General features: G+C 68.1%; 14 protein-coding genes. 8 read left to right on the top strand and 6 right to left on the bottom strand.

Annotated features, from left to right (window positions below; genetic code table 11):
* Positions 1-12 precede the first annotated feature (12 nt).
* From JWS14_RS08845 to JWS14_RS08825, 5 genes are all read left to right on the top strand, one after another.
* Positions 13-1308 carry an LLM class flavin-dependent oxidoreductase gene (locus JWS14_RS08845; RefSeq protein ID WP_206012917.1) on the top strand — a complete coding sequence of 432 codons (1296 nt, stop codon included), beginning with the start codon at positions 13-15 and terminating at the stop codon, positions 1306-1308.
* Positions 1309-1334: 26 nt separating this feature from the next.
* Positions 1335-2066 (top strand): IclR family transcriptional regulator, encoded by a 732-nt coding sequence (locus JWS14_RS08840; protein WP_206012916.1) that lies wholly within the window; start codon positions 1335-1337, stop codon positions 2064-2066.
* A gap of 114 nt (positions 2067-2180) precedes the next feature.
* A complete protein-coding gene (locus JWS14_RS08835; RefSeq protein WP_206012915.1) occupies positions 2181-3137 on the top strand; it encodes a TauD/TfdA dioxygenase family protein in 957 nt (318 codons plus the stop codon).
* A gap of 76 nt (positions 3138-3213) precedes the next feature.
* Positions 3214-4155, top strand: coding sequence for a TauD/TfdA dioxygenase family protein (locus JWS14_RS08830; RefSeq protein WP_072944144.1), 942 nt, complete (start codon positions 3214-3216; stop codon positions 4153-4155).
* Between the two features lie 17 nt (positions 4156-4172).
* Positions 4173-5279: an ABC transporter substrate-binding protein gene (locus JWS14_RS08825; protein WP_072944146.1), complete on the top strand. Its 1107-nt coding sequence runs from the start codon at positions 4173-4175 to the stop codon at positions 5277-5279.
* Positions 5280-5330: 51 nt separating this feature from the next.
* On the opposite strand, the gene JWS14_RS08820 is transcribed toward JWS14_RS08825, so the two are convergent.
* Positions 5331-6158 carry an alpha/beta fold hydrolase gene (locus JWS14_RS08820; protein WP_179377900.1) on the bottom strand — a complete coding sequence of 276 codons (828 nt, stop codon included), beginning with the start codon at positions 6156-6158 and terminating at the stop codon, positions 5331-5333.
* Positions 6159-6402: 244 nt separating this feature from the next.
* Here JWS14_RS08820 and JWS14_RS08815 point away from each other — a divergent pair, with 244 nt between their 5' ends.
* Positions 6403-6996, top strand: a complete 594-nt coding sequence (locus JWS14_RS08815) for a C40 family peptidase (protein WP_095865853.1) — start codon at positions 6403-6405, stop codon at positions 6994-6996.
* 34 nt (positions 6997-7030) lie between these two features.
* Here the strand turns inward: JWS14_RS08815 and JWS14_RS08810 are convergent, their stop codons facing one another.
* Positions 7031-8620, bottom strand: a complete 1590-nt coding sequence (locus JWS14_RS08810; protein WP_206012914.1) for a GMC family oxidoreductase — start codon at positions 8618-8620, stop codon at positions 7031-7033.
* Between the two features lie 48 nt (positions 8621-8668).
* Positions 8669-10405, bottom strand: a complete 1737-nt coding sequence (locus tag JWS14_RS08805) for an aldehyde dehydrogenase family protein (RefSeq protein WP_206012913.1) — start codon at positions 10403-10405, stop codon at positions 8669-8671.
* Between the two features lie 199 nt (positions 10406-10604).
* Between JWS14_RS08805 and JWS14_RS08800 the strand changes: the two genes are divergently transcribed.
* Both JWS14_RS08800 and JWS14_RS08795 read left to right on the top strand, forming a co-directional pair.
* Positions 10605-11786 (top strand): PucR family transcriptional regulator, encoded by a 1182-nt coding sequence (locus tag JWS14_RS08800; protein ID WP_206012912.1) that lies wholly within the window; start codon positions 10605-10607, stop codon positions 11784-11786.
* 22 nt (positions 11787-11808) lie between these two features.
* Positions 11809-13110 carry a type I glutamate--ammonia ligase gene (locus JWS14_RS08795; RefSeq protein ID WP_206012911.1) on the top strand — a complete coding sequence of 434 codons (1302 nt, stop codon included), beginning with the start codon at positions 11809-11811 and terminating at the stop codon, positions 13108-13110.
* 8 nt (positions 13111-13118) lie between these two features.
* Here JWS14_RS08795 and JWS14_RS08790 read toward each other — a convergent pair whose 3' ends face one another.
* The 3 genes from JWS14_RS08790 to JWS14_RS08780 are packed head-to-tail and all read right to left on the bottom strand — an operon-like array spanning position 13119 to position 16020.
* Entirely contained in the window at positions 13119-14549 is a 1431-nt protein-coding gene (locus tag JWS14_RS08790) for an NAD(P)(+) transhydrogenase (Re/Si-specific) subunit beta (RefSeq protein WP_206012910.1), read from the bottom strand.
* Complete coding sequence (locus tag JWS14_RS08785; RefSeq protein WP_072944158.1) at positions 14549-14872, bottom strand: NAD(P) transhydrogenase subunit alpha part 2; 324 nt, start codon at positions 14870-14872, stop codon at positions 14549-14551. The genes JWS14_RS08790 and JWS14_RS08785 overlap by 1 nt, the downstream gene beginning before the upstream one ends.
* Positions 14872-16020, bottom strand: a complete 1149-nt coding sequence (locus tag JWS14_RS08780) for an NAD(P) transhydrogenase subunit alpha (RefSeq protein ID WP_206012909.1) — start codon at positions 16018-16020, stop codon at positions 14872-14874. Before JWS14_RS08780 ends, JWS14_RS08785 begins: the two co-directional genes overlap by 1 nt.
* Positions 16021-16059: the final 39 nt, after the last annotated feature.

Here is a 16059-nt window from a genome sequence, read left to right as displayed (position 1 = left end):
GAAGGCAAAGCCGTGAGTAGCTCCCGACGCCAACTGGTGCTCAACGTGAACGTGCTCGACGTGGGCATCGCCCCCGGGGCGTGGACGCTCGACGACGTGCACGCCCACTCGTTCGTCGATCTCGACCACTTCACCAGGGTCGCGCGGATCGCTGAGCGCGGCACCCTCGACGCGTTCTTCCTCGCCGACGGTCCCGGCTTCTGGGAGAACCCCCGGGTCAAGCCGACCCGGGCGCTCGAACCGTCGGTGATCCTGGCGGCCGTCGCGACAGCCACCGAGAATCTGGGGCTGATCGGGACCGCCTCCACCACGTTCAACGACCCGCGCGATCTCGCCGAACGCTTCCTCTCCCTCGACTACCTCAGCGGTGGCCGGGTGGGGTGGAACGTGGTCACCACGTATTCACCGACGGCGGCAGCCAATTTCGGCTTCGACCAGATCCCGGACCGCGACTACCGCTACCGCCGTGCCGAGGCGTTCGTCGGTGTGGTCACCGCGCTGTGGGAGAGCGCTCGCAGCGGTGTCCCGGTGTCGCACCACAGCGAGTTCTTCGACGTCGACGGCGTGCTGCGGGCTCCGGCGTCGGAGCAGGGGCAGCCGCCGCTCGTGCAGGCGGGTGGATCACCCGCCGGGCGCGAGCTCGCCGGACGCACCGCTCACGGCGTATTCTCCGCGGAACTGACGCTCGACTCCGCGCGCAGGCACTACAAGCACGTCAAGGACGTGGCGCGGGCGGCAGGCCGCAACCCGGACGACGTGAAGATCCTGCCCGGGCTGATCACCGTCATCGGCTCGACGGAAGCGGAGGCGATCGCTCGACACGAGCAGCTCCGCGAACACGTCCCCGCCCGGTTCGGCTGGGACCGGCTGGGTCTGACGCTCGGTGTCCCGCTCGCGGAACTCGACCTCGACCAGCCGATCCCGCAGTCGCTGCTGGACGGGCCGCCCGACCCGGCGACGTTCTCGGGTTCCCTCGGATTCCGCGAATCGGTGGTCGGGCTGGCGCGTGAGCGGAACCTGACCGTCGCCCAGCTCCTGCGCGAGCTGAAAGGCGGCGGCGGCCACCGAGCCGTCATCGGCACCCCGGAACAGGTGGCCGACACCATCGAGGCGTGGTTCCGCGCCGAGGCGGCCGACGGATTCAACCTCATGCCCGACGCGTTCCCGTCCGGCCTCGACACCTTCGTCGACGAAGTGGTGCCCCTGCTCCGCAAGCGGGGACTGTTCCGCCACGAATACGCGGAGAAGACCCTGCGCGACCGCTTCGCGGTGCCGCTTCCCGAGTACGGAGCCGCGCGGTCGGCCTGACTGCGTCCAGACGGTAAGGAGGCCTGGTGAATTCACCGCGGTCGGGGTCGCAGGCGGTCGAGCGGGCGATCGCGGTCCTCGCCTGCTTCGAGGGCGGAGCCACCGACCTGACGGTCAGCGCGCTCGCCGCCCGCACCGGATTGGCCGTCAGCACCGCGTACCGCATCGTGCAGGCCCTCGTCCGCGGCGGATTGCTCGAACGCGACGAGCACACCGACTGCTATCGGGTGGGGCCGAGCCTGATCTCCCTCGCCGTGCCGTCGCTGGGGCGGCACGACGCCGAAGCGTTCGCGCCGCACCTGTATTCGCTCGCCGCGCGGGTGAAACTGACCGCCAGCCTCGGCGTCGCGAAGGACGATGTCGCGGTCACCGTCTTCTCCGCGCGCCCACCCGAACGGTTCTGCACGCATCAGCTGCCCGGGGCGCGTCAGCCACTGCAGACCAGCGCGATGGGCATGGCGATTCTGGCGTTCGGCACGGCGTCCGCCCGGCGAGGCAGTTCGGTGCCGGTGCCCTCGGACCTCGAACGGGTCCGGCGGCGGGGGTACGCCGCAGCCTTCTCCGTCGAGAACCGGGACGTGCTCGCCGTCGCGGTTCCCGTTCTCGACGCCGACGGACGGCCCCGCGGCGCGCTCGGAGTCCAGGCGCTCCGCCGGCGACTCACCGACGATCTCGTGCGGGAGATCGTGCCGCTGATGCGGGGCGTCGCGGCGCGGATCGGTGCGGGCGCCGGAACCGCATTTCCCGCGTTCCGGTAGGGAAAAACTCAGGGTGAACCTTTTTCGCATTGTGAAAAAAGCGTTGTAGCAACGTGGTTCGGGATTCGATGATGATCGCGACGTATCGATTCAGCCCGAAACCCAGGAGTACCCATGACCGTCACCACCGCAGCGCCCACCGACTCGGATCGGTCCGCCGACACCGCGCTCGAGGTCCGTCCCGTCGCCGGGCACATCGGCGCCGAGATCTCCGGTATCGACCTCCGGAAAGAACTGGCCGACAACGAGGTAACACAGGTTCGCGACGCCCTGCATCGCTACAAGGTGCTGTTCTTCCGCGACCAGGAGATCGGGCACGCCGAACAGATCGCGTTCTCCCGCAAGTTCGGTGACGTGACGCCGTCGCACCCGTACGACGACGAAGCACCCGAGGGCTTCCCGCAGATCCTCGCCGTCGACAGCCGCAAGTACGAGAAGCGTTTCGGGCGCAAGAAGTACAGCTACGACAACAAGTGGCACACCGACGTCACCGCGCTGATCAACCCGCCGGCAGGCACTATCCTGCGCGCGCACCTCGTCCCGGAGCAGGGTGGCGACACCCAGTGGACCAACCTCGTCGCCGCCTACGAGGGTCTGCCGGACTCACTGAAGCGCCTCGTCGACGGCCTCCGCGCCGAGCACCGGTTCGGCGGCAGGCACCCGCAGTGGGCCGAGGACAGCAGCTACGCCCAGAAGACGCGGGAGAACCCGCTCGTCACCGAACACCCGGTGGTCCGGGTTCACCCGGTGACGGGGGAGCGTGCCCTGTTCGTGACGCCCGGGTTCACCGCCCGGATCGTCGGGGTGTCGCCGTCCCAGAGCGACCGCCTGCTGGACCTCCTGTTCGCCGAGGTGACGAACCCCGCCTACACGGTGCGCTTCCGCTGGGCGCCGGGCAGCCTCGCGTTCTGGGACAACCGTGCCACCGCCCACCTCGCGCCCACCGACCTCGACCACCTCGACGTCACCCGGGTCCTGTACCGCACCACCCTCGAGGGCGACGTTCCCGTCGGCCCCGACGGCAAGGAATCCACGTCCATCGCCGGCGCGGCGTTCCGCGGCGAGAAGTAGGCGGCTTCGCCGCCCGTGCGCCTTTCTGGTAGCTGGCGCTACCAGAAAGGCGCACGAGTCCATAAAGGAGACGAAAATGACAGTTATCGACGACCGTCCCGGTGTCGCCACCGAGCTCCGGATCGCTCCCATTGCCGGCTATATCGGCGCCGAGGTCAGCGGTGTGGATCTCGCGGGTGACCTGGACGAGGCCACCGCCGCACGACTGCGGCAGGCGTTGCTTGACCACAAGGTGCTGTTCTTCCGCGACCAGCCCCTCGACCACGCGGCGCAGATCCGGTTCTCCCGGCACTTCGGGAAGGTGACGCCGGCCCACCCCTACGACTACAACGCCCCCGAGGGCTACCCGGAAATCCTGGAGGTGGACAGCCGCAAGTACGCGGCCCGCGGCGGTGCCCGCAAGTACAGCTACGCGAACTTCTGGCATACCGACGTCTCGGCGCTGGTGAACCCGCCGGCGATCACGTTCCTGCGGTCGGAACTGGTGCCGGACGTCGGGGGCGACACCACCTGGACCAATCTCGCGGCGGCGTACGCGAATCTGCCGGAATCGTTGAAGTCGTTCGTGGACGGCCTGCGCGCCGAACACCGGTTCGGGGGACGGCAGAAGCGCTGGGAGGCGGGCAGTGACGCCGAACAGAACGTCACGACGAAACCGATCGTGACGGAGCATCCGGTGGTCCGCGTGCATCCGGAGACCGGTGAGCGGGGGCTGTTCGTCACTCCCGGCTTCACGAGCCGCATCCTCGGCGTCTCCCCGGCACAGAGCGACCGGATCCTCGACCTGCTGTTCGAGGAGGTCACGAACCCGGCGTACACGGTTCGAGTTCGCTGGCAGAACAACAGCATCGGGGTGTGGGACAACCGCATCACCGCGCACCTCGCGCCGGCGGATCTCGATCATCTCGACGTCGTGCGGGTGCTGTACCGCACCACGGTCGAAGGTGATGTTCCGGTCGGCGTCGACGGTCAGCCGTCGCGGTCGGTGGCCGGCACCGCGTTCCACGGCTCCGACTGAGCCAGGGGGACGACGACATGAGGGCTGAGTCGCCGATCGGGTTGCGCCGTAACAGATCGTTCGCCGCCGCGGTGCTGGTCACGGCCGTGGCGCTGGTGGTCGCGGCATGTGGTGGGTCGTCCTCGGGCGGCGGGACGACGGAGGACGGCAAGACGGTGCTGCGGTACGAGGGCAGCCCGGCCAGTGTCACCTTCCCCGAGCTTGCGGAGGATCTCGGGTTCTTCGAGAAGGTGCAACTGGAGTGGTTGGGGGACACGACGAGTGGGCCGCAGAGCATTCAGTCCGCGGCCACCGGGGAGACCGACTTCGGGGCGGCCTTCAATGGCGCCATCGCCAAACTCGTCGATGCCGGGGCACCGCTGACCGGGGTCGTGTCGGTATACGGATCGGACGGCGACACCGAGGCCGACAGTTTCAACGGCTACTACGTCCTCGACGGCAGTCCCATCCGGACGGCCCGCGATCTGATCGGGAAGAAGGTGGGAATCAACACCCTCGGCGCCTACCACGAGTACGTCATCAAGGAATGGCTGTTCCGTGCCGGCCTGACCAACGACGAGATCAACCAGGTGGAGCTGACCGTGGTGCCGCCGAACAACACGGAACAGGCACTGCGGTCGGGGCAGATCGACGTGGGGAATCTCGGGGGGATCGTCAAGGATGCCGCGCTCGGCCGGGGCGGGTTGACGCCGCTGTTCACGGATGTCGATCTCACCGGCCCGCTGGGGATCGGGGCGGTGGTGTTCCGGAACGATTTCATCTCGAAGAACGAGGACGCTGTCCGCGACTTCGTGCAGGGCGTCGCGCGCGCCGTGCGGTGGACGCAGACGGTGCCGAAGGAGGAGGTGGTCGATCGTTTCGTGAAGATCGTCGAGGGTCGTGGGCGTAACGAGTCGACGGAGTTCGTCCGGCAGTGGAAGAGTGCCGGCGTGCCCGCGGCCGGGGGAGTGATCGATCCCGGGGAGTTCCAGATCTGGATCGACCAGGGCGTGCGGTTGGGGGTGCTGAAACCGGGCGGGACGACGGCGGAGGGCCTGTTCACCAACGACTACAACCCGTACGCGAACGGCACGTATCCGCCCGGCAGTGACGCCGACGGAAATCCGGTGGTCGCTGCAGGCTGAGCGGCTCCGCCGCCCGTGCGTGGTGAGCGAGTCCCTACACTCGCCGACCACTCACGGGCGGTGGAGTGCCCGGCGGACGGCGTCGGCGAAAGAGGTGGGGTCGTGGATCAGCCAGCCGTGGTTGCCTGTCACGGTAATGACGCGAGGATTGCGTAGCGCCTTCCTCATCGACTCGAAGCTGGCGAGGGGAATTGTCCGGTCCCCGCGACCCCACAGGAGGGACACCGGTAGGCCACGGTCGGCGAGGACGCCGAGTTCGTGGCGCAGATCCGCCCGTCTGGCCAGGTGTGCCGTTCGCCAGACCGCACCCGGATCCCGTAGCGCGTTGGGCAGAAAACCGTTGACGAGCGATGCCGTCGTGTGCGCGATGGTCCGGATCGACAGCGCCTCACCCAGGGCCGAGGCGCCCCAGTCCCACAGTGGTCGCTCGTCGATGGGCCGGGTGTGCCAGCCGTCGGACGACCAGGCGCCGCCGCCGACGGAGTTGACCAGGACCAGGCGCGCGACCCGCTCCGGAAGGTCGTGGGCAGCCTGGATGGCGACGCCGCCGCCGAACGAGTGGCCGACCAGGGTGACCGGTTCACTGATTCCCGCGTCGTCGAGGAACCGTCCGAGCCAGGCCGCGTAACCGGCGAAGGTGCGGTCCTCGGGCGCGTGATCGGGGGTGCCGCCGAAGCCGGGGAGCGTCGGCGTGACGACGCGATGCCCGTGTTGAGCGAGCATCGCGAGGCTGCGGTCGTACACCCGCGGGGTGAGTCCCCATCCGTGCAGGAAGACGACGGGCGAGCCTGCACCCACGACGGTGAGGGTCGTGGCGTCCGCATCTGCGGGTTCCCCGAAGATCTCGGGTTCTGAGTTCTGGGTCAGTGACACGCACACAGCGTGGACGACGGGGATGCCGTCGGTAACGGGCCGATTTACCCGAACGCATACCTGTTTCTGGTGTTTCGTGCCGGACCGGTCGGTTCGATATCGAATCGTTATCTACCTGTATTGCAAAAACAGGTATGTGTATGGGCCGATCGGCCGTTGTCCGCTGAGTCCGTGACCGGGATGTTATCTAACGTCTCGTCCGAACGGCACGGAAGTCGCCGGACTCTCAAAAATTGAAGGACTCAGCTCAATGGCCAAGCATAGATTGCGTCGGGGCAATCGTCTGCAGTTTTCGACCGGCGGTCTTCTGATCGCCGCCGGTGTGGGAGTGGGAGCGTTCCTGCTTCCCGTCGCTCCCGCTGCAGCGGAGCCGATCACCATCCCAGGAATTGGGACATTCGAGGTACCGGGTGTACCGCCAGTGCCTCCGGTTCCATCCGCTCCGGCTCCGAACCCCGGGCCACTGCCGGGACCGGTCCCGGCCCCGCCGGCGATGCCGGCCACCCACGGCGCTCAGGCTCTCGCCGCCGCCGAGTCGAAGATCGGCTCGCCGTACGTCTGGGGCGCCACCGGGCCGAACTCCTTCGATTGCTCGGGCCTGGTGCAGTGGGCGTACAAGCAGGTGGGCATCTCGGTGCCCCGTACCACCTACGACCAGTTGAACGGGGGATCGCCCGTCGACAAGGGCAGCCTGCAACCGGGTGACCTGGTCCTGTTCAACGGGGCGGAGCACGTCGGGCTCTACGCCGGGAACGGCACGGTCGTCCACGCGCCCACCGCCGGGCAGCCCGTCAAGCAGTCGCCGCTCGATTCGATGCCGTTCTACGCGGCGCGCCGCTACTAGGCGGCTCCGCCGCCCGCACGGGGCGCGAAGCGCCCTACGAGTTGCGGATCAGATCCGACGCCCGCTCACCGATGAGGACCGACGGTGCGTGGGTGTGCCCGCGGATGATGGCGGGCATGATCGACGCGTCCGCGACGCGCAGTTTGTCGACCCCACGAACCCGCAGGTCGGGTGTGACGACACTCGCGTCGTCGTTGCCCATGCGGCACGTCCCGACCGGGTGGTAGAGCGTGTGCGCGTTCTCCTGGAGTGCCCGCTCGAGGATCTCGTCGATCGGGGTGCTCGGTTCCACTGCCGGGCGAATCAGATTGCCGAGCCGCGACTTCAGCGCGGGCGCGGACGCGAGCGCGTCGCACAGGCGCAGTCCTTCGAGCATCGCCCGTCGGTCGACTCCGCCGCTGTCGCTGAGATAGCGGGGATCGATGATCGGCTTGGCGAGGGGATTCGCCGACTTCAGCGAGATCTCGCCGCGACTCTCGGGTTTGACGAGGATGGTGCCGATCACCGCGGCGTGCCCGGTCGCAGGGATGAGGCCCTCGTCGAAGAACGGCGCCGGCCCGAAGATCATCTCGAGATCGGGCAGTGCCAGATCGTCCCGGCTGCGCGTGAAACCGTACGCCTCGGCCACATTCGACGTCAGCATGCCGCGGCGGCGGGTCAGGTAGTTGAGCAGTTCCGGGATCTTCTCCGCGGCGAACAGCGAGTCCGAGTCGACGCTGTAGCCGAGGAACGACACCAGGTGGTCGAGCAGATTCTTCCCGACCTCCGGCAGGTGCTGCTGCACCGCGACGCCGTGCGCCCGCAACTGCGCCTCGTCGCCGATGCCCGACAGCATGAGGAGTTGCGGCGAGTTGATCGCCCCGCCGGCGAGGATCACTTCCTTCGCGGCGCGGACGGTGCGTCGCACCCCGTCCTTCTCGTACTCGACGCCGACGGCGGCGGAGCCCTCGAACAGCACCCGGGTGGCCTGGGCGCCGGTGAGGACGGTCAGGTTCTTCCGCTTCAGTGCCGGCCGCAGGTAGGCGTCGGCCGTACTCCACCGCGCGCCCCGTTTCTGCGTGACCATGGTCTGTGAGAAGCCTTCGGGCCGAGTGGCGTTCGCCCGTTCGACGGGGTAGCCGGTCTCCTCGGCGGCCGCGAGGAACGACGCGGTGAGGGCGCGGGGGCTCCGCTGGTGCGAGACGACGATCGGTCCGCCCGTGCCGCTGTCGGCGTCCGACGCGTCCTGCACGTTCTCGATGCGGCGGAAGTATTTGACCACTTCCCTGAACGACCACGTGTCGTCGGCGAGTTCGGCCCACTCGTCGTAGTCGGCGGCGAATCCGCGCACCCACATCATCGCGTTCATCGACGACGAGCCGCCGAGCATCTTGCCGCGCGGCCAGTAGATCGTGCGCCCGCCGAGCCCGGGTTGCGGCTCCGTCAGGTAGTCCCAATCCAGTTCACTGCGAAACAGTTTCGAGAAGGCGGCGGGGATGTGCGCGAACTTGTCCTTGTCCTCACCGCCGGCCTCGAGGACCACGACCTCGCTGCCGGAGTCGGCGCTGAGCCGGTCGGCGAGCACCGCACCTGCCGAACCCGACCCCACGATCACGTAGTCGGCCACAGACAGTTCCTGATTCATCGTTCATCTCCACTTCGACGGGGGTGACGGGACGAGGACTCGCAGCCCTCACCCACGCAGCGCGGACGCGAAGATCGCCAGCAGGCGGGTCCATGAGGGTGCACCGGCAAATCCTGTCAGCAATCGGCCCGTCGTGGCGGCGGTTCGGTTGGTGACGAACCACGGGGGTTTGGGCGAGATGGACATCTCGCGGTTCAGGATGGACCGCGGCGACGGCCGGAACGGGCCGCGGACGACGGTGCGTTCCGGCCGGTCGATGAGGAGCGCGTTGTGCACCACGCCGATGCCGCTCTGCACGTCGTTCAGGGTGTGGCCGGGGAAGGCTCCCCAGGTGGCGGTGGCGGTGAGGTAGCCGACGCCGGTCCACGCGTTGACTGCGATGGTCCCGTAGCGGAGGCTCTCGAGCAGCGAGTCGAACTCCGCACCCATCTCGTGGATGGTGTGCGGCGCCGCGACGATGTTGATCCCGAGTGTTCCGACGAAGTCCGCGTTGACGAGGTCGGCGGCGTGGGCCGCGAACTCGGCGCCGCCGTGGGGAAGGTCGATCACGCCGAGCACCGGCGCGAAGTACTCGGTCTGCAGGAGCGGGGCGTAGGCGCCGGGCTCGAGATCGCTGACCAGGACGCGTCCGCCGTTCTCGCCCAGCCGGGCCGCGGTGGGGAACGACGCGACGGCGCCGGCGACCCGGGCGTCGCTGCCGGGGTAGTACGCGGTGCGTTCCGGTGCCTTGTCGAGCGCCTCCTTCAGGGCGGCCACGAACTCGTCGCGCTGCTTCCACTCGGACGACACGACCACAGCCTGCGCCGCGACGCAGTTGTAGCCGCCGTTGTGCAGTCGTTGCGTCGCAATGTGTTCGGCCTGGAACTTGATGTCGGCGCGGCTCCATTCGCCGGGCAGCACGATGGTGGGGGACACGCCGCCGAGTTCGCTGGAGATGGCCTTGCCGAGGAGGGGTTCGTTCGCCGCCTTGCGCCGCGCACCGTCCTCGCCGGTCCCGAACACGATCGCGTCGTGGGTGAGCGCGCTGCCCGTCATGTGCACGTGGTCGACCAGGTCGTGGTGCACCAGGTACGTTCCGACGTCCGCGCCGCCGGTCAGCAACCGGACCGCGCCGATCGAGATGAGCGGTTCGAGGACCCGCGTCAGCACGGGCAGCAGGCGGTCGGTGACGGGGTTGAGCTTGAGGGCGACGACGCGGTTGTGCGCGATCAGTTCGTACAGGGTATCGAGCGGGGCGATCGAGGTGATGTTGCCGGCGCCCAGGACCACGCCGACGCCCTGCGTCCGCGACGGGTCGCGCTGGGCGAGGCCGGCGTCACGCTGTGCCGTCGCACGATCGATTCCCGGCTGCAGCCACACGTCCGCGCTGAATCCGCTGAGCAGCAACTTGTCGAAGATGTTCAGGGGCAACGCCTTGACCGTGGTGCGGCCGCCCGGCGCGGTGCCGAACGTGGCGCCGTCCAGTGGGCTGGTGCCGGCGTCGAGCTTTGCCAGACTCGCGGACAGTGCCGCGGTGCCGGTGGCCAGCGGGTACGGTCCGGACATCCATTCCTCGCCGACCAGCGGCGACTTCGGGTCCAGGCCCTTGATCGCGACCGCGGCGTCCACCCAGTCGGCGGCATGCTGCACGGTGAGGTCGTGCACCTTGTCGAGGAGTGTCCCGCGGTCGGTGAGGGAGAGGTCGGCCCAGGTCTTCTCGCCCTCGGCGAGGTCGGCGAGGGCCGCGTCGACCTCCTGGTGCGGCGAGGTGGTGTTGGAGGTGACCTCGGGTTCTGAAGTGCTCACGGTGGACAGCTCCGCTCGGGTCGAGTACATGGTGGGCCGCGCCACAGAATTGGAAGATTTCTGTGGCGTAGAACACCGATTCTCGTCCCCGTTGCGGGCGCCGCGCCATAGGCAGCGGCTGTGAATGTAGCCCACCGGGGCTATGCCGTCGCACAAAAGGGGGATGGCGCCGATTTCATCCGGTGGATAGTCTTGCCGGATGACTGTCAGCCCGGATGTCGCGCCTTCGCCCACCGATCTTCTGGGCTCGATGCTGGAGTCGGTGGACGAGTTGTCCGAGGAACTCGTCTCGCGCATCCTGTCGGCCGAGCACGGCTACGTGGAGGCGACACTCCTCACCCCGGAGCAGTTGTACGCGGCGTGCGTCGACAACCTCACGGCGATGCTGGGCAACCTCGCGGGCAGTGCGCCGATCCGGCTGGAGGCGGCGCGTGCGGCCGGACAGTTGAAGGCCGAACAGGGGGTGCCGCTCGCGGCGCTGCTCCACGCGTTCCGGCTCGGTGGTCGCCTGATCTGGGACGAACTGATGAACCGCTCGGACGGCCGCGCCACCAATGCGCTGCTCGACATGGCCGCCCAGGTGTGGGCGCTGGTGGACGTCTACTCGGACAGCGCCGCGGAGGCCTACCGGGAGACCGCCGACCTGCGCGCCCGCGAGGACGCCGAGTCGCGGGGCCGGCTGATCCGCACCCTCTTCGGTGACCATGCCGCCAACCCGGCCGGCGCCGCCGACGCGCTCCGCACGTTCCGGATTCCGGAGAACAGCACGTTCCTCGTCGTGTCCGTCGAGGCGGCGGCGTCCACGTCCGCAGCGGACGTCGTCCAGTCGGACCTTCGCGGTGCGGGGGTCGACTCGGTGTGGGACTCGGAGGTCGACGGCCGGGTCGGGCTGCTGTGGGCCGCCACCGCCGAGGTCCTCGATTCGGCGCTGGACATCCTCGGCCGCACCGGTCACGGACGGATCGGCGTCAGCTCGGCGTTCGGACGTCCGGGTGGGACGAGCCGGGCCGTGGAGCAGGCGCGGATCGCCCGCCGCTGCGCGGGGCGCGGCGGGTGCACCGTCACCCGCTACGAGTCGGTGCCGGTGTCGCTGCTGCTGGTCAGTGTTCCCGACGCCGGGAAGCTCGCGTCGAACCAGATACTCGGACCGGTGCTGGCCCTGCCCGCGGAGGAACAGGAAAGCCTGCTCGCCACTCTCGACGCCTGGTTCTCCTGCCGCGGCTCCACGACGGCGGCGGCCACCCAATTGCACTACCACCGCAACACCGTCCTGTACCGGCTGCGCCGAATTCACACCCTCACGGGACGCGATTTCTCCGACCCCATCGACGCCGCCGAACTGTACGTCGGTCTGCGGGCGCACCAGCTGCTCGGTTCGTGACAGGGGCGGTGGCGAGGCACTGATGCGCGGCGCAGGGAACGACTTCGCCCCCACCGACCGCATCGTCGGCTCGATCGTCGACATGGCCGGGGTCTCCCGGGCGAAGATGCTGCCCATCGCGAGGCTGTCCACGTTCGTCGACGCCGGTGCGGGCGCCTCGCCGAGCTGGAGTGTGTTCTGCGTCGACGACCACCTCGCGTTCACGCCGGCCTTCTCCGTGGTGGGCGACCTTCGGCTGCGGATCGACGCCGACGACGTGAGAAATCTGGGCGACGGCACGTACTGGGCGCCGGCGTGCCTCACCGAGCAGGACGGAACGCCGTCGCTCGCCTGCACCCGGGATGCGCTGCGGCGGGTGACGGCGCGGCTGGAGGAATCCGGGCTGAGCGCGCGGACCGGCCACGAGATCGAGTTCACGCTGTTCGACGCGGCGACGGCCGACGAATGGTCCGCGTACGGACTGAACGCCGTTCTCGCGCACGATGAATTCTTCGCACGACTGCTCGCCGCGGCAGCGACGGCCGGGCTGCCTGTCGAACAGGTCCACGCCGAGGCCGGGCTCAACCAGTTCGAGGTGTCGCTCGCCCCCGCCGACCCCGTCACGGCCGCCGACGACGTGGTGCTGGCTCGCGCACTGATCAGCCGGACCGCGCGTGCCCAGGGGATGCGGGCGTCGTTCTCGCCCATGCCCGTTGCGGGCGGTGCGGGAAACGGCGCCCACCAGCACGTGTCGTTCGCCGAGGACGATCGGCCGATCCTGTCCGGAGGTCCGGGCCCGCACGGGCTGACGGCCGCCGGTGGCGCCGCGGTCGCCGGGATCCTGCGGGCGCTACCCGAGTTCACGGCGGTTCTCGCCGGGTCGGCGCTGTCGCATCTGCGGTTGCGCCCGGGGATGTGGTCGGGGGTGTCGCGCTGCTGGGGGCTGGAGAACCGCGAGGCAGCGGTCCGCCTGTGCACGGACACCGCCGGGAACCCGCACGGCGCGAACCTCGAGATCAAACCCGTCGACCCCTCCGCGAACCCGTACCTGAGCGGCGCCGCCATTCTCGGCGCCGCCCACGACGGGATCGTCGGTGCGTTTCCACTACCGGACGAGGTGTCGGTCGACCCGGCGAACCTGGCAGGCGCGCACGCCGTCGACCTCCTCCCGACCCTGCCGTCCGACGTGCTCGGGGCATTCGAGTCCTCGGCACTCGCGCGGGACCTGTTCGGTCCGCTCATCGTGGAAGCGCTGGCGGCGGTCAAGCGCTACGAGCACGCCGAGTACCGGGACAAACCGGTCGACGAGGTCGCGCAACGCTTCCGGTACGCGTGGACGTCCTAGGTCGAGCGCTACAGCGCCTTGAGTTCTTCGGTCACTTCGGCGACCGACTTCTTGGCATCACCGAAGAGCATCGACGTGCCCTCGGCGAAGAAGAGCGGGTTCTCGATACCGGCGAAACCGGAGTTCATCGAACGCTTGAGCACGACGACGGACTTTGACTGGTCGACGTTGAGGATCGGCATCCCGTGAATCGGTGAACTCGGATCGTTGCGCGCTGCCGGGTTGGTGACGTCGTTCGCGCCGATCACCAGGGTGACATCGGTGCGAGCGAACTCGTCGTTGATGTCGTCCATTTCCTTCATCGCGTCGTACGAGACATCTGCCTCGGCGAGAAGAACGTTCATGTGACCGGGCATACGCCCGGCGACGGGGTGAATGGCGTATTTGACGTCGACGCCCCTCGTTTCGAGCAACTTCGCCATGTCCTTGACGGCGTGCTGGGCCTGCGCGACAGCCAATCCGTATCCGGGTACGACGATGACCTGGTTGGCGTAGGCCATCTGGATTGCGGCGTCGGCGGCCGACGTCGCCTTGGCCGTGCGCACGACGCCGTCCGATGCTGCCACGTCACCGCCGCCGCCACCGAATCCACCGGCGACGATGGCGGGGATGGACCGGTTCATGGCCTTGGCCATGAGGTTGGTCAGGATGGTGCCCGAAGCGCCGACGATCATGCCGGCGACGATCATCGCCTGGTTGTTCAGTGCCAAACCTGCTGCAGCGGCCGATAACCCGGTCAGCGCATTGAGCAGAGAGATGACGACGGGCATGTCGGCGCCGCCGATGGGCAGAACGACCATCAGGCCGAGGATGCCCGAGAGCACCAGAACCCCCACGATCCACAGGGAGCCGGTCGGGCCTTCCGGCGAAATCGCCCTGATCCCGATGACTACCGAGAACGCGACTGCGGTGATGAGCAGCAGAGCATTGAGCGGCTGCTGGAGCCTTCCGATTCCGATCGGGCGACCGGGCAGGGTCTCCTGCAGTTTCAGGAACGCGATCACACTGCCCCAGAACGAGATCGAGCCGATCACCGCGGCGAAGAGCGAGGCGACGACGATGTGGACCGTCGGCGATTCGCCGTGCTGAAATGCGGTGAACCCGTCCGAGTCCAGGAATTCCGCGTACGCGATCAACGCGACCGTGCCGCCGCCGACACCGTTGAACAGTGCGACCAACTGCGGCATCGCCGTCATCTTCGTGCGCAGCGCCGGCGGAACACCCAGACAGACACCGATCAGGAGGCCGGAGGCGATCAGGATCCAGTTCCCCATCTGCGCATCGCGAATGGAGATCAGCGTCGCGACGACAGCGACGACCATGCCGACCGCGGCGATCTGGTTGCCGCGCACCGCGGTCTTCGGGCCCGTCAGGCCCATGAGACCGTAGATGAACATCGCGAACGCGACGATGTACAAACCATTGACCAGGTATTCCATTACCGGTCACCATCCTTCGACACAGACGCGGCGGCCGGCTTGGCCTTGAACATCGCCAACATGCGGTCGGTGACCACGAAGCCACCGACAACGTTCACGGTTCCGAAGACGAGCGCGACGAACAAGATGATCTGCAACCCGAGCGACGGATCGTGCACCTTGCCCAGGACGACCAACGCACCCAGCACGACGATGCCGTGGATGGCGTTCGTACCCGACATCAGCGGAGTGTGCAGGGTGTTCGGAACCTTGGAGATCACAGCGAAACCGACGAACCCGGACAGCACCAGGATCGCGATGTTCGCCAGAAGCGATGTGTACATCAGGCGCCCTTCTCTTCACGGGTGACGCACGCGCCGGCCAGAACCTCATCGGAGAAGTCCGGAGCCAGGACGGCGACCTTCCCCGTTCCTTCGCCGGCACCGCCGTCGAGGAGCATCAATTCGATCAGCGCGGAAATGTTCTTCGCGTACAACTCGGACCCGTGCTCGGGCATGGACGCCGGCAGATTCAGCGGCGAGCAGATGGTCACGCCGTGTTTGACGACGGTCTGACCCGGTTCGGTGAGCTCGCAGTTGCCACCGGTTTCACCCGCGAGGTCGACGACGACACTGCCGGGCGTCATTCCTTCGACGGCGGCAGCAGTCACCAGACGCGGGGCAGGACGACCCGGCACCAGGGCCGTGGTGATCACGACGTCGAAGCCTTTGATTGCATCTTCGAGAGCCCGTTGCTGCTTCGCGCGCTCGTCCTCGGTCAGCTCGCGGGCGTATCCACCCTCACCGGCCGCGTCGATTCCGAGGTCGAGCCATTGCGCGCCCACCGACCGCACCTGGTCCGCGACCTCGGGACGCACGTCGTATCCGGTTGCGCGGCCACCGAGACGCTTCGCCGTCGCCAACGCCTGCAGGCCTGCGACACCGACACCGAGCACCAGCACCGTCGCAGGCTTCACCGTGCCCGCAGCCGTGGTGAGCATCGGGAAGAACCGTGTCGACTCCGACGCCGCCAGCAGCACCGACTTGTAGCCGGACACGTTGGCCTGCGACGACAGCGCGTCCATCACCTGGGCGCGCGAAATACGTGGAATCGCCTCCATGGCGTATGCCTCGATTCCGGCGGCCTCGAGCTCGGCAATCCGATTATCCGCACTGCGCGGATTCAAGAAGCCGATCAGCCTCGTCCCCGCGCTGATCCGGCTGATCTCGTCCGTGGACGGGGGTGCAACCTTCACCACTACATCAGCGGTCCACGGATCGCCGATCTTCGCCCCGGCAGCGGTGTACAGCTCGTCGGGAATCAACGCCCCCATACCGGCCCCGGACTCGACTACCACATCGACGCCCTTGCCGATCAGAGCGGACACAATTTTCGGCACCAGAGCCACCCGGCGCTCACCGTCACTCGATTCTCGAGGGACACCGACCAGGCACCTCTGACTATTGCCGCTCGATACTTCATTCGATTTCAAATCTGCACCTCGATAGGTCTGGAAAGCTGACTGGGAAAA

The organism is Rhodococcus koreensis (genome assembly GCF_017068375.1).
Taxonomy (GTDB): domain Bacteria; phylum Actinomycetota; class Actinomycetes; order Mycobacteriales; family Mycobacteriaceae; genus Rhodococcus_F; species Rhodococcus_F koreensis.
This window is presented reverse-complemented; position numbering and strand designations above follow the sequence as displayed.